The following is a 23,090-nucleotide window of genomic DNA, read 5'->3' as shown; positions in this document are numbered from 1 at the left end:
CCTTTACGCTTGCCTCACGTTAAAGACGATTGATTGTAAAATTTCCGCTATTGCGTCGTATTTTTCATGCATAGGCGTATCACTTCACGCCTTCGTTTTATGTGTCATGAAGGTCGTGCTTTAACATATGACCTTTAGTTACATATGTTAATATATTTAATTGCATATGTTAATATAAATAATGTTTGATGTTGTGGTATGTATTTTTTATGAAATATATTCTTTTAAATCAATTGATTAATAATTTTTGGATTAAAGGTGAGTATTCTAATTTAATGCGAAGCCCATTTTCTAACTGGGGGAAAATTAAACTTGGTTCGTCTTGTATGCGAGCGCAGAAAAAAAATGCGCTGAGTAAATGGAAAATAATTGAAATCGTTGTTTCATTCATTTTTTCGCTTATCGTTTTTTCAAATCAAGCGATTTCAGCTGAGAATGATGAGAAATTAGATTTCAATATTCCAAAACAAACGGCTTTCTTATCGTTAATTCAATTTGCAGAGCAAGCGGATATCACTTTTATGTTTCCAGTGGCTAACATTGAAAATGTAGAAACTAATTTGGTAGTCGGAAAGTACACGTCTAGCGAAGCGCTAGAATTGTTACTTGAAGGCACAGAGCTTGAGGTCATTTCGGATGAGAAAGGAAAGATATCTATTTTTGTAGATCCAAGTTTTGAGAGACACAACATGTTTAATCATAAAAAGAGCAAAATCGCTGCATCTGTATTCGCTGTTTTGAGTACAGTTGCGAATGCACAGGTTGCCACAAGTGACACTACTAGCCATGAAGAGGCTAACACGCAAGAGGTTGAAGTTATCTCTGTGAGTGGGATCAGGCAGAGTTTAACTGCTGTCGCTGACTTCAAAAAGAACAGCAATTTTATTCAAGATAGCATCGTCGCCGAGGACATAGGTAAGTTTCCGGATGCGAATGTTGCCGAGTCACTCCAGCGCATTTCTGGTGTGTCTATCGATCGCAGTGGTGGTGAAGGGCAGCAAATCACAGTGCGAGGATTTGGGCCTCAATTCAATACCGTATTGGTAAATGGTCGGCGCATGGCGTCGGATGCTGAAGGCAGAGCGTTCAACTTTGACTTACTTTCGGCTGAACTCATTGGCAGCGTTGATGTATTTAAAACCTCAAGTGTTGCTTTACAAGAAGGCGGAATAGGCTCAACCATCAATTTGAAAACTCAGCGGCCTTTAGACATTGGGAAATTTAAAGCCGTTGTCAGTGCAAAAGGAGCATATGAGGACAAGTCAAATGAAGTCACACCAAATCTGTTTGGGTTCATCAGCAATACGTTTGCGGATGATAAAGTGGGCGTATTGTTGTCTATTTCACACCAAGAGCGCAAAGCGACATTAGATTCGTCAATTACTTCGTGGTCGCCAGACTCACAACGTTTTGACCCATGGGTCATTGGAGAGGATGATTTGTGGCGCTTTGCTGATGGTCAGGGCAATGGTGTGGGCAATTATGTGTACCAACGACAGCATAATTTTATGCGTACAGAAGAGGACAGAACGCGCACTGGGTACACGGGGACAGTACAGTTTGCGATTTCTGATGACATGACATTAACCTTTGATGGTATGTACACCGATTTTGATATTAAGACGCAAGCCATTTCAAGAATTTCCCATCGCAATAAAAATGATCTACACAACATGCTGGTAGATGAAAACAATGTTGTGACTCGGTATGACATGATCGAAGGACCGATGAACGTTTATCAAGCGCGAAATCGGCCAGCGACAGCGGGGCAGTTTGGCGCAAACCTAGAGTGGTTTATTAACGACCAGTTGTCCGCGAATGTGGATATATCCACATCCAGTTCAGAAAACCCAGCGGCTGGTAAAGATTATTACGTGGTGGTCAGAGCTAGCGATAAACTACAGCGAATCGATAATAGCCAAGGTACCGATGCGCCTCTGCAAACCAATTTTAACTTTACTCCGTCAAGTACAGACTTAAATGGGGACGGCCTTGTTAATCAGTTTGATTATGTATTGGGAGAACCAGTTGAGGTAGCCGATGTGAATGATCAAGCCTCATGGTTTGGTCAAAGAGAAGGTTTTACCTTTGAGGATGATATTGATGAGGCGAAAATAGATATTAAATGGCTGCCTGACCATGAATACCTGACCCAAGTTACCTTTGGCGCAATTGCGTCTTCCCAAGAGAAAACTAGGGTGAACAAACGATCACCCGATCCGCAATTTTATCTGTTAAATCGGGTGCCTCTGCCGGCGTCCCTATTTACCTCGGTAAATCGACAAGATTTTTTAAGTGCAGCAAACGGTGATTTCGCTAATGATTCAGTGTATTTCGACCCAGAAGCTCTACTTGCCTACTATTCACAACCCGAAACACTGGTCTTGCGAGACGAGCTAAATGGGTTGGCCCCCGGCACGTCAGCAGCCACCTTTCAATCATACGATGCGATAGTCGATCCATCACGGTCCTATAATGTGCAAGAAGACATCTTATCCGCTTATGTGAATGCTATGTTTGAGTTTGACGTCTCATCTATGCCGTTAACAATTAATGCAGGTTTACGCTTTACCGATACCAGTGTTGATTCTACTGGCGCTAATCGAGTATTTCTTGATTTGGCTCCCGCTGGCACAACTGGAGATGTGTTGATCAGTACGTTGGGCGCACCAGAAGAAGTTACTGCCAGCGCTGATTATCGCAAGTGGCTACCAAGTGTAAATGCAAAACTCGATGTGACGGACGAAATCGTGTTGCGTGCTGCTTATTCGAAAACCTTAACGCGGCCGGATATGACATTGCTTAACCCTGCCCCAGCATTTGCCCAGCAAGTGCGCTTGTCGAGTTTAGAAGCCACAGCGGGAAATCCCGACCTAAGCCCTTTTCTTGCCAATAACTATGATGTGTCATTTGAGTGGTATTACAATCAAACGAGTTACCTGACCGTTGGATATTTTCGTAAAGATATCGATGGCTTTATTGTGAGTGGGATTGCTCGAGAGCCTGTCACCTTAAGTGAACCCAATAGCTTAGATCTCATCACTGAAGATAGAAGTAACATTGATGGCAACACCATTTATTTTGATATTACCCGTCCACGTAACCTAGAAAAAACCAGTGTTGACGGCTTCGAAATTGGTTTCCAGCATACCTTTGATTCATTACCTGGGCTTTTAAAATACGTTGGCTTTTCTGCGAATCTGACCTTTGTTAGTGCTGAAGACGAATTCGATGTAAATGTGATTGATAATAATATCGCATTGCCAGGCTTAGGAGATTCTCAAAACATCGTGCTTTTCTACGATGACACAAAAATTGAGGCTCGAATTGCATACAATAATCGCGAGGAATTTTTCACTCGATTACAAGGCGTAGAGCCTTGGTTTACGGAGCAGTATGATCAAATAGATGCTAGGGTTGCTTACAATATTACCAAAGATATTCAGGTTTTTGTGGAGGGGACAAACCTAACTGATTCCTTTACCAGACAGCATGGCCGCTACGACTCGCAGTTTTTATCTCTCGAGTCCAGTGGTCCTAGATACGCCATGGGAGTGCGCGCAAGCTTTTAGTTACTGATACCGCAGCGCCTCTATATCGAGGCGCCTTCTGTTTATGAGTGCTGTTACATTCTGCTGTTTCTTATACCAATTCCATTAAATAATTAACCACTCAGCGAAAATTTAAAAGGACTTAATCAAGGCGCTTAAATGATAGCCCTTTATTAAAAACTAACCTGTGCTCTTTCGAGTTTGAGCAACACAGAGTAAGTCCTTTTAAAATTCGCCCGAAGGGAATTCCCCAGCGGGTTTTGCACTACGTTCTCGATATTTGAAAGGGAACAACCATTACTACACACCGACGCCTTGTTCAAAACCCGCTGGATGAACTCTGAGGGGCCAATTATTTAATGGAATTGGTATGACCAATCCATACTCTTCAAAAACGACCTTGATAAGTCATTCACTCTATTTGCTGTCCAGCGGTGGTTAGAGGTGACCTTCCCGTGAATCGGGCAGCAGAATTACGCTACGAATGCCAGGGGCTTACGGGTGTTTAGCGAAAACATTCTTAGTTGCCATTACAAGGGCTGATATTTGCCCAAAGAAGATTATTGGTGGCTCTGTTCTCTTGTTGGCATTAAAAACGAATGGGGATTATCATATTATATACATATGATGTTTACATAAATTTAATGTTAAGTTACATTGCAGTAACAAAATGTTCCAAGTCGTACATTTTATTGAATGGGGTGCATTTTCCGTTGGCGACAGGTGGCACAGCCAATATGACTGCGAGGCGATATTCATCGGAGCTGTCCCTCGCTGCTAACTGATAACAATCATTTAAAATGAGGAACAGGAACACATGAAACTATATTTTGAATTTAAGCAGGGCGTGCTTAAAACAGCCGTTAACTCGCTGTTTTTACTTGCCGGTTCAATGCTGTGTGGCACGGCGTATGCCGGGCTTATCAATACAGATTTTACTGGTGGTCTCAATGGATGGTCAGGAGATGTAAATTATTACGATGTGGCCGATAATCAGGAGGTCTCCGCATTTGACGTCGACTTTACTGCATTTGCCGACAACTATGTCTCCGGTATAAATAGCGTCACACTCAAAACATCTGCCAATGCTTCGATGGAGTTTTGGGGCATCTATTTGTTTCAAGCCTTTGTGGTTGAAGACAACACATCACTTATTTCCTTGGCATTTGACTCGATAGCAGACAGTGCTTACGTCACTTTAGTCGATGACAAAGGAGACCTTATTCATGATTTTATGCGTGATGGCTTACGTGCTGACGTAAGTGCATTGGCCGGCGCTTCAGTGGCGCTGGAATTTGGTATTGAAGACTTTAATTTTGATTATGATGACTACCTAACCGTATCCAATATCTCAATTGAGCAACGTACCAATACCGTTTCTTCACCCGCTGCAATGGCACTGTTCTTATTGGGCTTAATGGGGATACGGCAAACCTCTCGCGCGGATAAAAAACGCACTAGCTGACAACGCGCAGCAGGGTGTTTTTGATAGCGGCGCTGCGCAAATGGCGTCGCCCCCATTTTTTGATTCATTGGAGAACAAAGATGTTTAATTCGAATGTGCACCGGGCTTATTTGCCCGCGCTAGACGCTGCCCTAACGGGAACGATGCGTTTGATTTTGATGGCACTGCTCTGTCACCTGTCATTTAACGCTTATGCTACCGAAGATGGTAGCTGGGTAACGGTTGAGTCGGCGAGTGTAGAGCAAAGTGAACGATACACCAAACGCCGAGTAGGGTACTACACCTACAACCAGATTAAAGCTGACTTTTCAGCACTTTCAGAACGTTTACGGTTGGTCGTGACTGACAGCAGCCATGAGGTGCTAGACGCTGATGGCACTACCGAAAATGGTTTACCTTATTTTGACATTGCTTCACCCAGTGAGCAGACTCAAATTTACTTTAAGATAAAGCGCGGCCCACTTAGTTATAGCGCGCAACTACAGCAATTTGTGTCGTCACCAGAGCCCGCTGAAAATTTATTATCCGTAGCGAATATGGCACCCAGTTCACATTGGCAACGCACAGCGTTGGCAAGCGTTGTTGAGGGAAATGCTTCTGAGGATGCAATTGCGACACTCGTTGGCGCAGCCAATAGCAATGTGTATATTATCTTTGATATCACACCAAGTGATAATCTTGTTTTTAGCTTTAAACAAGGTGACTCTGCGCAAACTCAAGTGACCAGCTGGGAGGCCGCGCATAAAACAGATAGTGGTTGGGTCGTGCTTCAAAGTTGGCGTGATGCTAGCCCAGGTGTAAATACCTTCAAAGCCAATGCAAACGTAACTGCAAGCAAAATTCGCTTTCGTTTTCGAACTGCTCCAGGCGCGAATTTAGCAATTAGCCAGCTTACCTTATTGCGCCAAGTCAGCGATTCAGAACCCGTACCAGAGCCTGATCCGGATGCTGAGACCATGCTAGACACTGATTTATCAGGTTACAACGGTTACACAGATGAAAACGGCGTGACGACCGTCAATGTTGGCTTTTTTGAAAATCGCGTCTTTGATGATAGCCCCACAACGCTCTTCGCTGAAAGTGAGTTTGTTGATACGGTTAATGATACCTCGCGTCTCAAATCAGCATTAAATAAAGCACGAAAGGAAACAGACGGTGGTGTGGTTATTTTGCGCGCCAATGCGAATGGTCAAAATCGTTTTAGCTTGTCTCATATTGCCGTGCCTTCTAACGTACGTATCGAGGTTGAGCCGAGTGTAGTGTTAGAAATGCGTGGGATCAAAGAAGACCTTTATCCCACCAGTAAAAATGACCACAAAAATAAGAATAAACCTAACCGACAATTTTTATTTTCCTTTGGTCGCAGTAATGGACCGGGGAATTTGCTCGCAAATCGCGTTGAGAATGTTGAGGTTCGTTCCACCGTTGCGGGCGAAAAATTCACTATTGATGCGGTTACTAACATGCCGCACAACTATGGATATATGAACGGCGGGAATGGGAATGGCGTGGTGAATCTAACCCGTGCAATTCCTATTGGATTATTTTATGTGAAGAACTTCGCAATTTCAGATATCAATATCGAAGACAATCACACCGAGTCGGTTGCTGTACAGATGTTTGCTGACGCCGATTACAAAGATGGTGCATTTGCCTATCGTTTTGGTCCCGAGCCCATTTTTTTGGAAAATCGCTATGTAAAAAATCCTGAAGGTAGCCCTAATCTAAATAGACCTATGAATCCAGCCAATATCCCATTAGCGACGAATGAAAGAGGGGATTTTATCAACGATTCAGGGGACAAAATAGCAGACATGTTCGCTATTCGCCGTAACCCAACATACGGACGTACTCCCGTCAAAGGTTCGATCAAAAACATCAAAGCGAGCCACGCACATACTGGATACGGTGTGGTGCAAGTATACGGTGGTGACTGGATTGAGATCGACAATATTGAGGCATTCAATGGAATAGGGGTACGTGTTGAAGCAGGAAATGGTACGGATAACGATAATTTTAATCGTTCCGGCCCTTATTTGTCGTCAATGAATAAAATCGCGATATCTAATGTGAAAGTCACCAATGGTTTCACTGGAGTATGGTTAAAACCCCATTCAAAAGTAATGAAAGATATTAGTGTTGAAAATATCGAAGCGATTGATAGCGGAACCGCGCTGCTCGTTGGTAAAGGCTCATTTAACTGTAAGGCTCGCTGTCGTGACCTCACTCGTGGTCGTATAAACAATTTAGTTATCAAAGGAGACATTGTCCTTAGACAAACGGTATTTGAAGCTCCTGTTGCTGAGGTGGGAAATAATATTACCTACCTCATCACCGATGCAAACAGAAAATATTTGGCGGATCTAAACGGGAAAACCGTCGAGCAACTTACGCGCAATGATTTACAACAGAAAAAAGTAATTGGGCAACAAACCCCAGAACAATTAGCGGCTTTGACCCCAGATGATTTTGACAATCCATCAGGTACTCGCTGGTACAAAATATTTCCAACGGCACCCGTTTTAGCCCTGTCAATGCTGTCTGAAAGTGAAGTGGGCAACCAGTCTGCAAAAGAGGGGTTTTATCCTGTGGATTTCTCTGAGGCGAATATCCTTTCTGACGGTTTACCTGAAGATACGCTGATTTTATATCGTGGTGATATGCGTAATCCAAATGGTACACCGGCCACAGATTTCATTTATAAATAATCCTTGTAACGCATTCCAATCTGCATCTAGCGGTGTCATTAACTAGGTTGATGGTTCCGCTGGTATGCAAATAAACAGGTAAGTCGATGATAAAAAATAGGCGATGTTGTGCACCACTTTTGATAATGAGCTGCGCTTTGACGATGCCAAGTCAAATCAATGCGCAAGCTCTTTTACCCCTGTCTGATCCGGACAACAACGGGCAGTGGACCTTAAATACCTTTGTCAGTGATGAGTTCAATGAAAGCAGTCTTGATGAAGACCGCTGGTTTATCGTCGGAAAATTTAAAGACGGTCAACCTCAGTACATACACCCAGATAAACCCGATAAATGGGTTTGGAAGGGGAGGGCGCCGTCGCAATTTTCTGGGCGAAATCACCGCTTGGAAGAGGGAAAGCTGATGTTGGAAGCCCGTTGGGAGCCTGATTTTCCGTTCACTGATGAAATTAGAAAGCCAGTATTCGGTGAAGCGATGAAGCATGAAAACATTACCGTGCCATGTTTGATAAATCGTCGAGCCTTTACCTATGGCTATATAGAAATCAAGAGTAAATCTGCAGATGCAGAAATCACCAGTGCATTTTGGTCTATGGGGACAGGGGTAGAGTTTGACTTTTTCGAGTCATTTGGGGATAGCCGTGAAGACCCAGCCAAAGATCACTTGGACAGTGAATTGTGGTGGTCAATTCGTGACTGGAAGAAGCCCGTCGGTGGGAAGCCTAGTTATACGGAACGAAAAGACCTAGGTTTTAGAATGGCGGATGACTTTCATGTTTATGGAATCGAATGGGATGAACAAGGGGTGAAGTACTACGTGGATGGCAAATTACTGTCTTCGGTCAGTAGTGAACGCGTTACCGCGTGGGCTAAAAAAAACCGTGAAGGTTTGCCCGATAATTACAATGGTTACGTGGCGACAAAGCCGATTAATTTATGGTTAGACATGGAAACATTTCCTTGGCATGGCTACCCCAACAGCAAAGAGGATTTAGAAAAGAACAGCCCGGAGCACCTGAAAAATGATGGCGTTGTGGACTTCGAGGTGGAATACATTCGCGTGTGGCAAAAGCCACATCACCTAGGGCGATGATGTCCGCTACCGATACTTTTTTTGCTCTATCCACACACCCTCAGTAAGCCATTTTCGACCCGAAAGGTATCAGCGAAATTATCTCCGAGCTCATGATGATAAATTTTTGCACTCCAGCCGCTGAGATCGTGGCCATTGAAAAGTTTATGCCATTCGTTTTTCGTTGGTGTGTGTTGAACGCAGGCTGACAGTAGGCAGACTAGAAAGAACAACACGTAGTATTTGGCTGACGTCATGGGTTACCTCTGAATGTTAAACGTGTACACCTCTTTAGTCGGTGCTGATTTCAACGTGCTTGGCTGTGTATTTGGTCATCATTCTATTTAATGGAATTGGTATCATTTAGCATGAAAAATGATCAGTTAAAAAGAAACGGCCATCTTGCTAGCAAGATGGCCGTTTTTGATCACGTTATAAGCGTCAAAGTAGATTACTGAGCAGAGACACTTAGCAGCAATACGCCTTCGGATTCAAGCTCAAAATGACTGTCCATTGGATTGCTGGTCATCATATTGGTAATGGTGACTGGCTTGCCATTGGCGAGTGACAAATCTAGCTGAGCAGTATTGTGGCCGACGTTAAGAATATTAACTAAGTAACTGCCGTCAGCTTGTTTCACTGAACGCCATGTTGTGGTCTTAAACGCTTCGCCATTATCTTCTTTGATCATCACCTCAGGCATAGCATCCGCCACTTCGGCTAATGCTCGTTGCTTGATATCGGTGATATTCGCTTCATCTGGTAGCTGAACGAGCTTGCCCTTAGCGGCTACAAGCTTGTCGCTTCGCTTTTGACCATATTCATTCAATGACAAGCTTTGTGCGTCTACAATAATGGTGCCACCGGTATTGAGATAGGACTGCAAAGCGGCAAATTCAGCGTCACTGACATATGGGTTGTTGTAGACCACAACTGTGTCCCATTGGGCGTTGTCTTGTTTCTCTATGATATTTTTAGTCACAAATCCCATAGGAAAGCCTTCAAAAAACAGTGACTCGTATAGGGCATAACTTTTGGTCATGTAATCGTCAGTGTTAATGGCTGTTGTCTCAGAATAAAACATGCGTAAGGGGCGTGGTTGCTCACGTAGCTCGATAATTTCTTCTGAGAAACTATTTAAATCGAACATGACTTGAGTCACTTCGTTCGTCACATGAGGCTGCATATTGTTTGAACCTGCATATGCACCCGCTAAACCTGGGTCAAAAAAGTCTAATTCACCCTCTAAGCGATCTTCCGGTGAACCATCAGGATCTCGTGCCCAGAACCAACCTGTGTTAGCGTCCATTCCTAACAATGTGGCTAACCAATATACACTGCGTACGTAACTGGTACGGGTGTCTAGATCACGCCATTGACCAGAGGACAAGAAATGAGATTCTGAGTTAACGTTGATTTTGTCCGGCGCGACAGATTCCATAAAATCGTGGAACATAGCGACATATCCCCAGTAATAGGCGTATTTTTCTAGCCATTTAGAGGACTTACCTGGCCTAATATTCTTACTGCCCAAAGATTTAGCATCGTGTCCGACCATGGTGGTTAGCTCGGCTAATGCTTCTGTATCTATGCCACCAGAACGTACGTTGTCCATAAACATGCGAGGCATGATTTTAATATGAGTGTCTGCATCAGGGTTTACTGAATGCAGTTCATTTTGTACATAGGTAAACCAATCCGTGCTTCGGTCCATGTTATAGCGTGACCAATCATACCAAATTGGCTGGCCTTGCAGAGCCGAGTCGATAGGGATTTCAATGGTTACCTCGCTGAAACTAGCGAAGTTTGTTTTCCAATTGGCATTGAGCTCGGCTAAATCTCCGGCGTATTTGTGCTCAAGCCAACTGCGGAATTTGTTCAAAGTGTAAGATGAAATGGATGTCATCTCGTGAAATGGTGCGGTCCAAAAATCTTTCTCCGCAAACCAGTGTGGCTCGTTTGCAAGTACAAAGCCTAATTCAGTGACCTTTTTACCTTTGGTTAGCTCGCCGGTTTTACGAATGATTTTACCCCATACGTCACGCGCTAATGGATTATCGATGTCAAATCCGGTAAATAAAGAACGGCCTTTACGTACTTCTGGCTCTTGTTTTTCTACCCATTCAGGGATCCCCATGATCCAATAGTACAAAAAGCCAATATTGGTGTCTGGAATATCGGTTAATTCTTTGAGCAAAGCCTGGTCAAACGTACCATCTTCTTTTAGAAGGAAAGAGTTAATGGCGCGGTCGTGGTCAACCGGATAAAGGTTTTCACCACCGTGATACAAGGCGCCTAAATGATCATTGTATATATCAGTGTTAGTCAGTGGTTGTCCCACAGTTTTAGAAAAATAATCGTATGGGAAGATAGGTTTCCCATGACTAACAAACATATTGTCGCCGGCTTTTGTCCCCTGCCAGTCAACTTTGTTCACTGGTCGGCGTTTAATTTCACCGCGTAGTACTTGTTCGAGCACCGCGATACCTTTTTCCAAAATTTCGTTTACTTTTGTACGCTCAAAATCAGGTAATGTCGCGGCTAATTCTGCTTTGTTCGGTGCATAATAGCGTTCGTAACCAAATGCTGCCTCAATGGCTTCTGGGTTGGCTTCATCCCAGTTCGCGAACTTAATAAATTGTTCAGAAAACCAAACGAGAGTTTCTTCTCTGGTTACGTCGATATTTTTTGCGCGAGCTTCATCCATCATGCTTTTCAGGGTGGCTAATTTTGCTCGCGCCTCTTGTTCTAGCGGACTGATAGCGTCCGACTGTTGAGCGGCTTGACTCGACGTCTTTTGGGTTTCGATTGATTGGCTACAACCTGTGCTTAGCAATAGTGCAGAAGCAATGCATGCTCCTAAAAAGTGACGTTTCATGTTGTTCTCCTACTGCTTTAGCATAGCGTGCATCGCAGCATGTTAAATTACTGATCGTAAATGTTAGCATTTAGGGTTTAATGTATCATATATGCAAACATCATATGTATCAATAGGCGGTCATTGCTATCTTTCTATTTTGTCTAATACTGGCGAAAGCGGGAAAGTGAAATGGTATTATTACTGGGCTTTTCGATGCAGAGTCAAAACATGGGTGCTGAATGACAAAACTGCACCAGATACAAAACACCACACCACACCAGAATGACGTCGGGTGTGGTGTTTTGTTTACGGGGCAGTTATTCGGTGACTATTATTGCAGGGGGATCACCGCGTATTCATCGAGTAAAATCTTCTCACCTTCAGGTAGGCCGTAGATTTCCCAGAATTGGAAAACATCGGTTGAAACATTCCACTGGGGTGGTACGGACCATTCTCTTTCGTCTGTTGCTTCATTAACAAATTCAACCAATTGCCACTGTGTGGTTTTTTGCAACGTGGCCGATAAAATCCCTGCCGTTGGTCTTCTAAAATCAAAACCAGGTCCGCTGGGGCCGCCCTCATATGTCCATGCTAAAATGACATGCTTGAGGGTGATATCTTCTGTGGGCATGACTGGGAGCTTCACCCAAACCGAATACTTATAGCTCTGACCAATAGAGCTTGTACCCAAACCGTATGTGGCGCTGTGCCAATTTCTTTGCTTGTTAAACACCTGTTGGAGGATTTTAGTCGCTTCTCCCTCACCGGCTGTCACTTCAAGCGCACTGCCCGATAGGCTATCGGTTGATATATTTACCACACCCCCTCTCCAAGGTGCACCAACCCCATCTAAGTTGAAGTCAGTGTTAAAGCCCGCGGGGTGAGCGGACACACCTGTGTCACACATGAGGTTTCTGACAACGGTTGCATTGATACTTTGCTCAGCCACGTCAGCTATATCGGTCGAACCTGTGTCACCAGACTCAAGAGATACACTTGCATCGAACGTAAAGCCGACAGTAGATGCATCGCCCACTGTGTACATACCCACGCCATTTTCACCATAACTGATTGATGTGGCGGGGAAGTCTATGTCGTTGTTTGATGTCCAGTTATATGTATAGTCGCCGTTTAAACTATCACCAAAAGCAGGTGTTGGGCTAACGTTAAAACCTGCGGTTACGCAAGCAGGCACCTCTTTCATATCGCTTGGTAAACCATTACTGTCAAGGTCTCTATTGGTAATCGCTAAGGTAAATTCCGAAAAGACTTCTAAAGCGACAGTTATGGACTTATCGGGAGAGTCGGTGCTGGTGACGGTGACTGTGGTTTCACCTGCTTGCACTGTGGTGATATTGCCATTGTCGTCAATCGTCGCAATAGACGGGTCTGCTATTGAGTAGCTCAATCCTTGTGAGCAGGCTTTTTCGGGCAAAACGGTGGCGAATAATTGGGCTTCTTCTCCCATCAAAACTCGTAAAGGTTCCGCTGTAACGCTTTCCACCTCATCGAAAACGGCGTTCATTGTTAGGGTTAATGTACGTCGAGGGAGAACTTCCCCTGGCGCGAGTTCAAAGCCATTATCTACCGCAAAATCAATTGTATAGGTTACTTGAGGAGGGGAGTCTAAGAACCCATCTGGGGTTGGGTTGTCATTTTCGTCTAGTGGCCCGCCAGATACATCGGTACTGTCACAGGAGCTTAAATGATCAGAGAACTTATCGGTATCTATAATTAGCTTGCCGTCTTGTTCAAAAAAAGGTGAAACGGTTTGATTGGCCAGACCGTTGCCTCTGACTTGGGGGGTCACAAAGTTTTGATCTACCGTAAAATTAAAGTCGGAAATATTAATTGTACCAGTTAATGGTTGACCATCCGCGGTTGCCCCTGCTAATAAATCGACTTCTTGATTGCCTGTTTCTTCATCAAACGAAGCCGTAATTTCAGGGGCATCAAATGTGACTGCGGCAGATGCACCAAAGTCAGGATCATAACCTTTGTCAGTTCCACCACCGCAACCGGCTAAAATTGTACTGAGCATTGCGGCTGTTATTTTATTTACTAGTAAGTGTTTTTTCATCTTACTTCTCCAGAATTCTGTTATCTATGGTTGGGCAGAACATGCCCAACCTATTCAATCGTGTAGTAGAGCAACGCGTTTAAAAGGTGCCGCGCAGACCAATTCGGAACTGACGCCCTGTTTTGAATAAAGCTACCGTTCTATTGGTGGTTATGCTGCTGTCATCAAAGACATTACCTTCATCCAATACCACTTCTTGAGAACTTAAATTTGCCGCATCGACAGCGCCTGAGGCGGTGTAAAAATTGCGTCTAGTTTCGTCGGTTATATTCAATGCATTGAACGTTACCGTTAGGTTTTTATTGATGGCGTAGCTGCCGCTGAAGTCGAGACGGTTACTGGCTTCTTGCCATATCGCTCCACCATTATTACGCGACACCGCTTGGACATCTGTGTAACGATTTGCCAAGCGCAACTGGATGCCATCTTTCTCCCAATAAATGGTCATGTTGGCTGAGTGCTGAGGCGTGAAGGGTTGGGGTAACGGTCTTAGGAAGCGACCCGTAGAACCAATCTCCTGTGCTTCAGATTCTGAGTCTTGATAGGTGTAGTTCATGCTGACACCTAGCGCTGATAATAACCCGGGTAACATGGTGTAGTTTTGGGTGTAACCCAATTCTAGGCCTTTGATGGTGGCACCATCACCGTTTGTCACCGTGGCAACATTGACCACATCACATTCAATTGTCCACTTATCAAAGAAACCGGCTGCATAGCGCAGAGGATGGCAGTTGTCTTCATCCCCTGGCGTACGGTTAGGATCGAAGTCAAGCAATAAATCAGCACTTTCAAGGTTTATCTGATCCCGTACATCCCGGTAGTGAAATGGCGTAATGATAGTTTCTTCAAAGTCTTTCATGTCTTTGTAAAACAACGCGGCAGACAGCAAGCCAGACTCGTTGAAATACCATTCATATGAGAAATCAAAGTTAGTTGAGGTTAAGTTCTTTAACTGGGTGTTACCGGCGCGTCCGTTACCTGGGCCAAACTGTTGTTCACGGATGCTGTTACCTGGATTTAAAGAATCAAAACTTGGGCGCGTCATGGTTTTTGTCGCAGCAAAGCGCAGAATGGTTTCATCATTCAACGCATAGTTGAGCGACAAACTTGGTAACCAGATGTCGTTTGTACCCGTGTCTGTTACGGGAGCTTCCCGTTGCTGGACTTCTTGACCTGTGCCATTAGGACCAGTGAAGGCGGTACTTCTATCTAGGTAAGGCCAAATCCACCCATTTGAGTTAAACCGAGCCCAAGTTGATGGACTTGTAGGGACCAAATTACCATTCTGGTCATACACTTGCGAGGGCAGCGCATTGCTCGTGATGATGTTGCCCGCATCATCGACAAAGAGCAGTCTGTTCACATCAGGACCCGTTTGGCCGTCCGCACCGGGAATAAGAAATTGACCTGTGGATGGGTCAAATGGAATAGTTGCTTGATTGTTGAAGTTGTAGCCATGGGTTACGGCAAATGCCCAACAGTTTCTTAATTGATCATTGTTTTCTGGGGTAAAGCGCGTGTCACCATTACTGGGAATTGCTTCAGGACAAGCCGGGTTGTTTATATTAGCCAGCCCTCTGGTGACGATTAAGTCATAAGGGTCAAGCATCTGAGGAAATCTGATGTAGTTAATACCACCTAAGCCGGTGGCCTCTGATTCATCACGAACGTAACGCACACCAATATTACCGGTGAGTTTACCGTCAAAAAATTCAAAATTGGTTTTGACATACGCGGCCATTGTTTCCGTTTCGATTTGACGACTACCTGCGCGAGAACGGTTTACCCCTAGTTCACCAGCGTCTTTACCGCCTACGAGTTCAAGGGCTTTTTCAGCGTCTAGTAAAGGCCAGCCTGCAAACAGGGGATTACTGCGATTCGCCTGCAAATCTTCAGCAAAATTGTTGTACGGGAATGCATCGCCGCTGATAAAGTCGGCAACACGAATGGTCGCAAGGCCCCTTACTTCAAACGGGGCAGACGGGTCATCCACATCTATTAGGTCTTCACCATTGGTGATCCGGGTGTTCTCTATATTGACGTCCCGTGAGCGGTCAGCCCATTTTGCGCCGAATTCCACGGATCTGACGTGCTCATAATCCAGCACCCAATCAAAGTTTAAAAAAATCGATTTGTTGGTATCTGTCAGCTCGTTCTTGCGAAAGAGGAGCTGTCCCAAATGATTGTGCTCTAAATCGAAAGGATTGAAGCGGCTGGTTACCGACGTGACTGAACCATCGAACGCATCAAATTGCGCAAGGGTAGAGCCACTAAAGTAATCACAATCAGCTGTAGAGCCAGTTGAGCAGTCATAACCAACTAGCTCTAGGATATCCTCAGGCTGCGCTTCTACTGCGTTTCTGCCTGCAGTGCCCCATTGAGCTGTACCAACTGATAAGAATCTGTTTTTTTCATCATCATCTGGCGTTTCATCTGAAGTGCGTGAATAACCAGCAACTAAATTAACCGTAAAGTTGTCGGTTAAATGATGTGTAATATCCAAAGTACTTACTTTGGTCTCTATTTCTCTTAAACCTGTGGTGCGGTTCGTCGTGCCACCTATTGAACGGCTGGTGGAGCGCTCTAACGTGTTGGTATCAAGATCAACCACATTTAGCGCGGTATTATCGTCGTCCGGGTGAATCAATACCAAGGGCGCAATGTTCATGTTAACACTGTGATTATCTTGCAATATATCTTGCTTGGTATAGGTTACATCCCATTGAATATCGGTTTTATCAGTTGGACGATACTGTAAGCCCGTTGATACTGAAAAACGCTCTCGCTTATCCGTATTCAAGCCGAAGTTAACCATATCTCTGGCTAAAACGTACAGGTCTCCTTCCACCAGTTGCTGTGTTTCGGGATCATAATCAACTAAGCTTTCGATAGGGTTGACTAAGGGCTGGCCACTATCATCTCGCAACACGTTTCCTTGATCATCACGCTGGTAACCTAAGACACGTATTGGTTTGCCGGTTGCTTTATCTGTTGCTGTTCGTCCGCCATCGTTTAAATCATTGATCGCAATCGCGCCGGTTTCAAAGTCGGTGTTGATGCGGTCTTGGCGGGTATTTTGCGCATCTCGAGATGCGGTGATAATAAAACCGAGCTTTTCGTCAAAGTACTTATCGGCAAAACTACCGTTTATTCTAAAATCATTATCGTCGGCAAATTCGTTGTAGCGACCTTCAATGGTGAAAGATCTGCGTGGTTTTCTTAAATCCAGAGGTCTTATTGTTTTAAGCACAATATTTGCCCCTAGTGAGCCTTCATCTTGATCAGCTGCTGCGGTTTTAACCACGTCAATTGAGGAGAGAATATCTGATGAGAACGAGCTTAAATCTACACTATTATTATTGGTCGCATTGTTATTAGAACCATCGTTACTGATCCCGCCGGTTAATGCCACGCCGTTAATCGAAATTTGATTTAAAGAAGGCCCCGCGCCACGCACTGATATGCGTGTACCTTCACCAGCTTCTTCTTGAACCGTCACGCCGGTCACTCGAGATAAGGCATCTGCAATGTTTTGATCGGTAGATTTACCAACATCTTCTGCATGAATAGAATCGCTGACACTATCAGAGAAGCGTTTTTGGTTCATTGATTTAACTAAACTACTGCGAAAGCCTGTCACGTCGATAACTTCGATGTCTTCTTCCGATAGCTCTTCTTTTTGGGGGATCTCAGACGGCTGTTGGACAGATTCCTGAGCGACGCTATGCGTGCTTAGCAATGTCGTCATGATCGCTACTGAAAGAGCGTTTAATTTAAAATGTGTTCTCATGATATTTCCCACGTTCATTTTTAAATATTTACATGCGTATTCAGAAGAAAGTTGTGTGTGCCTTACCTCGTCATTTGAATTCCATCTAAAGTTAACGGTCGATGCCGTTTGCATCATTTGCTAACAAAGAGGGAGATTCATCCGCTCATGTATGTTTTTCGCGCTATCTTGTGACTGATGCTCAAAGGCTATTACTCGGTTTACTCAATCCTTTGTGATGCGTCACGTTCTAACCCGTTCGATATAGCTTGTTACAATTCGAATATAAATATAAACATATGATGTTTATCTAGGCAATATGTTTTTAACTAATTATTAACATTGCAGTCGTTTTAGGTGATTTTTAGCGATTTCTTATAACAACCAAACCCAACAACTAAACCCAACAACTAAACCCAACAATCTAAGAGTCACTTTAGGAACTAAATGGGGAAACGGTATTGACGGCCCTGCGCAGAAAGTAAGCGTTGCCAATCTGCTTCATGCTGAGGTGACTTGTGATGTTTTTTACCCGTCATCGAAAATCACTACAAAAAATAAAAGATATTGCATGTATAAACATCATATGTTTACATGTTGTGCATAAATTTAATCATTCTTTAACAAAGAAAGCGTGTATCCCGTTGAGTGATGCGCACATACATTGTGATGGTCAGCCCTTCGCGCTTTATTTAAATGAGAGTAATTCGTTGTTGCACGTCAAAATGACGAAAGGAATTTAACCTTATGCATGTGAACTTGGTAAAAAGCATCCTGATCTTCTTCACGGCTCATGGAATGATGGGGTGCCAGATTGAACCGCAGGATGCAGCCACAAAACAGGTTGCACAGAAACAATGGCAAAACGTCGTGCCGCTATCTGATCCAGATAATCTTGGCGGGTGGGTGCTCAATAGCGCAGTGAGTGATGAGTTTAGTGGCAGTCATATCGATGCGAGTAAATGGTTTGTTCAAGGTGAAGAGAACGAATATTACATTTGGAAGGGGCGCGCTCCATCTCAGTTTGCTGCGCACAATGTTACCGTTCAGGGGGGCCTACTTAAGCTAAAAAGTCAGTGGGAGCCAGATTTCGTTTTTGCTAATGAGAACTACGCGGATGGAAATGTTGACTCGGGCTACGGCGTACACGAGGGTAAGCCTTTGCCTGTCACAACGGCAGCTATTGTAAGTCATGAGCGATTTTTACATGGTTACATGGAAGTGCGTTCAAAAGCCATTGATGCCGCTATGACCAGCGCATTTTGGACCATAGGTTATCAATCGGAGCTGGATATCTACGAACAGATGGGACGTCCCAAAATTAGGGGCAATATCCGCGAAGATTATGTGAAATCGACTGTTCATGATTGGCGTCCACCAGCAAAACGCCCCACTTGGGCGTTTCAGCATAGTGAGCAATATCCGTTTCGAGTCGCGGATGAATTCCATGTTTATGGTGCTGAGTGGGGAGAGGGTTACCTCAAATTATATACAGACGGTAAACTTATTTATTCGACTACCCAAGAGGCGCTAGGCGATAAATGGGTATTAACCAACCCCATGGAGATTTGGCTAGACTCCGAGATATTTCAATGGCTAGGTATGCCACACAAGGAAGAGTTACCAGGAACATTTGAAGTAGATTACGTGCGTGTTTGGCAAAAACCTCAAACCAATTTATTACAACCTGCGTTTTACGGCTTTGAGGGGCCGTATATATTTTCCCAATACCCGAAGCCCTTGCTTAAGGAGCCTGCGCGTCCAAAAAGCAAAGCCTATCAACAATTTTGGCAGTTTCCCGGGGGGGCTGCTAAGCATGCGTCCTTGGTTTACGAGCGTGCCACACAAGGTAAGAAGAGCCTCAAAATTGAAATGCAGGCCGCTGACAACACCAATATAGAGATAGTTGCACCAAAGGGGTCGGTAAACATTCCTAAGGGAGAGTATCAAATTTCATTTGATACTTGGTTGCAGCCAGGCAGTACTTTACAGCAAATAAGCATAGCGCTGACAAGCCCGCAAGATCGACTTGATTTTGCGTTGCAAGATGTTGCGCAAGGTCAGTGGGTGAATCTGCAGCAGAAAATATCGCATCAAACCGCTTCGGCGGCTGATGATGCGCTTACTATTTTAGTTGATAGCGATCAGCTAGCTTCCGGCAAAAGTACCTTATTTATCGATAACGTAGCCATTGAAGAGGTCAAGTAGTGCGCGGGTCCCCTCATTGCATACTCTAGGAGAAAAAAATGAAGTTGAAAATGGTATTAGTTGGTGTGGCGACACTGCTATTTAGTCACAGTAGTTTTAGTTTAGCCGCCCCCAATAGTGCACAAAAAAGCCCTGCAGTGGGTAAAAAGCCAAATGTGCTGGTGTTGATGTTCGACGATATGCGCTTTGACACTTTTTCCTATCGGGGCGGCCCAGTGCCTACTCCAAACATTGATGCGCTAGCGCATTCGGGAACACGATTTGACAATGCCATGACGACCACGGGCTTGTGTTCACCATCACGAGCAGCCTTTTTTACCGGGCGTTGGGGACACAAAACAGGACTTGATGACAACGTGGGCTTGTATCACTCGCGGGTTGATGAGTTGTCTGAAGATGAAGGTGGGGTCATTCGTCGAGCAGCCGATGCCGGTTATAACGTTGGGTATGTAGGGAAGTGGCATTTAGGTCCTCAAGGCCCTGCATTACGCGGTGCAGACTTTATGTGGGGAAAAGAGCACGCTCAACCACGCCACTCTCGTCCTTACGTGCCATATGAAAAACAATCTCAAATGGCCAAGTATCGTCACGGCGAGCGGGATGCAAATGGGGAGAAACATGAGTATTACCAGACGCTTCCTGGTACTTATGAAACAAGCCATACCGCAGAAAATGTGCACATGGGGCAAAAAATGCTGCAAGAGGCGTCTAAAAAAGATCAGCCGTTTTTTGGGGTCATCAGTTTTGAGCAGCCTCACCCTCCTTATCGCGTCCCTGAGCCCTACGCTAGCATGTTTGACCCCAAGACGGTAAAGCTACCCGCGAATCACGCTGTCAAGCGGCAGTTTAAACCCATGGCTCAAGATGAAGATTGGTGGCCCTGGCATGACGTGTCACATATGACAGATATGGATTGGCGTAAATCACGCACTTTTTATTACGGTGCTATTGCGATGATTGACCATGCCGTAGGGGAAATTATTCAGACCACGAAAGATGTAGGTATGTACGACGATTTGACGATTATCGTACTTGGCGATCAGGGGAGTATGTTGGGTGAACATGACCTGTATGACAAAGGGCCTTACGCCTATGACGAGCTGATGCGTATGCCACTAATCATTCGGGCACCTCACATCGAGCCCAGAATTGTGCACAAACAGGTATCTATGTTGGATATTGCGCCAACGCTTGGGGACATGATGGAGCTTACGCCCGATGGCGATGTGGACGGCCGCAGTTTGACCGCTTTAATGGCGTTGGGTGATAAGGCTGATGACGGGAGAGTGGATAAAGCACTCTATGCTTACGAATGGTACAACGGTGGTTGGTTTGGTATCCGCGCACTGCGCACACCAGAGATGAAATTTGTCTGGAACCCTGGGGACAATCGCGATGAGTTGTATGATCTTAAAAACGATCCAATCGAAGTTAACAACCTGATTAAAGACAAAGCTTACACCGAGCAGCTACGCCATATGGTGCAATTAATGGAAGATGAGTTAGTGCGGATTAACGATCCTTCAATAGAGAAGTTCCGTTATCAAATGGCTGGCTATCGTAGCTCAGCAGGTAAGAGTCAAGCGTATAAAGTTGACTGACTGAAAGATTTAATGTGCCCAGCTTGATGCAAGAATAGGCTGGGTCGTGTGGATAAATGTGAGTTAGATAAGGACAAGATGATGAGGTTTAATCGGAAAATAAGCACATTGATAAGCGTGGTCATCGTTGCGATGTCAACTGGCGTATCAAGTTGTGCGCTGGCGACGGAAAAAGCAGCTGGCGAGCAGCCTAATATACTATTCATATTGGCGGACGATCTAGGCTATAACGACGTAGGCTTCAATGGTTCAAAAGACATTAGTACGCCAAATTTAGATGCATTGGCAAAGCAGGGGGTGACGTTTGACGCTGCCTATGTCGCACATCCCTTTTGTGGCCCTAGTAGAGCCGCCATTATGACTGGCCGTTACCCTCATAAGATCGGCGCGCAATTTAATCTACCAGAAGATAATTCAAATGTGGGTGTCTCTGCAGATGAAACTTTTATCGCTCAAACCATGAAAAATGCGGGTTATTTTACCGGTGCAATGGGCAAATGGCACTTAGGTGAAGCACCACAGTATCATCCTAACAAACATGGTTTTGACGAGTTTTATGGTTTTTTAGGCGGCGGGCACAATTATTTTCCCGAGGAGTTTGAAAAGGCTTATAACAAGCGAGTTGCTCAAGGTTTGACCAATATAAACATGTACTTAACCCCTCTTGAGCATAATGGCAAAGAGGTGCGTGAGACAGAATACATTACAGATGGGCTCAGTCGTGAAGCCGTTACTTTTGTCGATAAAGCAACAGCAAAACAACAGCCTTTTTTCCTATATCTGGCGTATAACGCACCTCATGTTCCGCTTCAAGCGAAAGAAGATGATTTAGCCCAGTTTCGTCATATTAAAGATAAAAAACGCCGCACCTATGCAGCTATGGTTTACGCGGTAGACCGTGGAGTAGGACGGATCGTTAGTCAGCTAAAGGCAAACGGTCAATATGAAAACACGTTAATTGTTTTCATGAGTGATAACGGCGGTAAGTTAGGTCAAGGAGCAAATAATTACCCCCTTAAAGAGGGGAAAGGCAGTGTTCAAGAAGGGGGCTTTCGCACTCCAATGTTAATGCATTGGCCTAAACATATAAAAGCAGGTAACCGCTTCGCGCACCCAGTATTGGCACTCGATTTGTATCCAACCTTTGCTGCCATTGGTGGCGCAAGCTTACCAGAGGGAAAAATACTCGATGGTAAAAATATCTGGCCTTCTTTAATGGCTAATGTTGCGCCACATGAAAATGAGTTTATTTATGTTTTACGCCATCGTGATGGTTACAGTGACGCCGCAGCTCGACGAAATCAGTACAAAGCAGTTAAAAATCATAATCAGAACTGGAAGTTGTTTAATGTTGCACAAGATATATCTGAAGAAAATGATATCAGCGCTAAACATCCGGCCATTTTACGTGACATGGTTTCTTCAATGGAGTCGTGGAGTTGGAATAACCAACAACCTAAATGGTTCCATCGTTCAGACGAAGGGGCAAGATGGCGCTTAAAAGCAATGCCGCGCTTTGACAAAACGTTTCAGGTTGATGATCACGGCACCAAATAATAACGGTTGTGCAGTGTAATGCCTATCGTTTACAGGCTAAGCGATGGGCTGGCAATGCTTTTCTTGATACCGCTCGCTTTATCGTTTACTTGCTGCGCATGTGCCATGTGGAACAGATCTTAACAATACCTAGCAACACTACCGATCAAAATAATGCATTAACGCAATGCTAGCACCTAATGCATTCATCCATTCAAATAAATGAAGATGAGGTTTAGAAT

General features: G+C 44.4%; 11 protein-coding genes. 7 read left to right on the top strand and 4 right to left on the bottom strand.

What is annotated here, in order from left to right; translation table 11 throughout:
* Positions 1 to 209 precede the first annotated feature (209 nt).
* From FX988_RS09120 to FX988_RS09105, 4 genes are all read left to right on the top strand, one after another.
* Complete coding sequence (locus tag FX988_RS09120) at positions 210 to 3,572, top strand: TonB-dependent receptor (protein WP_160179322.1); 3,363 nt, start codon at positions 210 to 212, stop codon at positions 3,570 to 3,572.
* Positions 3,573 to 4,368: 796 nt separating this feature from the next.
* Entirely contained in the window at positions 4,369 to 5,016 is a 648-nt protein-coding gene (locus FX988_RS09115) for a hypothetical protein (protein ID WP_160179321.1), read from the top strand.
* 80 nt (positions 5,017 to 5,096) lie between these two features.
* Positions 5,097 to 7,724 (top strand): hypothetical protein, encoded by a 2,628-nt coding sequence (locus tag FX988_RS09110; RefSeq protein WP_160179320.1) that lies wholly within the window; start codon positions 5,097 to 5,099, stop codon positions 7,722 to 7,724.
* A gap of 143 nt (positions 7,725 to 7,867) precedes the next feature.
* Positions 7,868 to 8,815, top strand: a complete 948-nt coding sequence (locus FX988_RS09105; RefSeq protein ID WP_254700786.1) for a family 16 glycosylhydrolase — start codon at positions 7,868 to 7,870, stop codon at positions 8,813 to 8,815.
* Between the two features lie 26 nt (positions 8,816 to 8,841).
* On the opposite strand, the gene FX988_RS09100 is transcribed toward FX988_RS09105, so the two are convergent.
* From FX988_RS09100 to FX988_RS09085, 4 genes are all read right to left on the bottom strand, one after another.
* Complete coding sequence (locus FX988_RS09100; protein ID WP_160179318.1) at positions 8,842 to 9,051, bottom strand: hypothetical protein; 210 nt, start codon at positions 9,049 to 9,051, stop codon at positions 8,842 to 8,844.
* Positions 9,052 to 9,245: 194 nt separating this feature from the next.
* Positions 9,246 to 11,672, bottom strand: a complete 2,427-nt coding sequence (locus FX988_RS09095) for an alpha-amylase family protein (protein ID WP_160179317.1) — start codon at positions 11,670 to 11,672, stop codon at positions 9,246 to 9,248.
* Between the two features lie 313 nt (positions 11,673 to 11,985).
* The gene (locus FX988_RS09090; RefSeq protein ID WP_160179316.1) at positions 11,986 to 13,734 is read right to left on the bottom strand and encodes an Ig-like domain-containing protein; all 1,749 of its coding nucleotides are present in this window, start codon (positions 13,732 to 13,734) and stop codon (positions 11,986 to 11,988) included.
* A gap of 79 nt (positions 13,735 to 13,813) precedes the next feature.
* Entirely contained in the window at positions 13,814 to 17,524 is a 3,711-nt protein-coding gene (locus tag FX988_RS09085; protein ID WP_160179315.1) for a TonB-dependent receptor, read from the bottom strand.
* A 726-nt stretch (positions 17,525 to 18,250) separates the two neighbouring features.
* Between FX988_RS09085 and FX988_RS09080 the strand changes: the two genes are divergently transcribed.
* The 3 genes from FX988_RS09080 (at position 18,251) to FX988_RS09070 (ending at position 22,869) form a co-directional block, all read left to right on the top strand.
* Positions 18,251 to 19,711, top strand: a complete 1,461-nt coding sequence (locus FX988_RS09080; protein ID WP_201751644.1) for a family 16 glycosylhydrolase — start codon at positions 18,251 to 18,253, stop codon at positions 19,709 to 19,711.
* Between the two features lie 38 nt (positions 19,712 to 19,749).
* The gene (locus tag FX988_RS09075) at positions 19,750 to 21,312 is read left to right on the top strand and encodes a sulfatase-like hydrolase/transferase (protein WP_160179314.1); all 1,563 of its coding nucleotides are present in this window, start codon (positions 19,750 to 19,752) and stop codon (positions 21,310 to 21,312) included.
* A 78-nt stretch (positions 21,313 to 21,390) separates the two neighbouring features.
* Positions 21,391 to 22,869 carry a sulfatase-like hydrolase/transferase gene (locus FX988_RS09070; protein ID WP_254700767.1) on the top strand — a complete coding sequence of 493 codons (1,479 nt, stop codon included), beginning with the start codon at positions 21,391 to 21,393 and terminating at the stop codon, positions 22,867 to 22,869.
* Positions 22,870 to 23,090: the final 221 nt, after the last annotated feature.

Source organism: Paraglaciecola mesophila, assembly GCF_009906955.1.
Taxonomy (GTDB): domain Bacteria; phylum Pseudomonadota; class Gammaproteobacteria; order Enterobacterales; family Alteromonadaceae; genus Paraglaciecola; species Paraglaciecola mesophila_A.
Note: the sequence above shows the minus strand (reverse complement) of the source record. Positions and strands in the feature narration are given on the sequence as shown.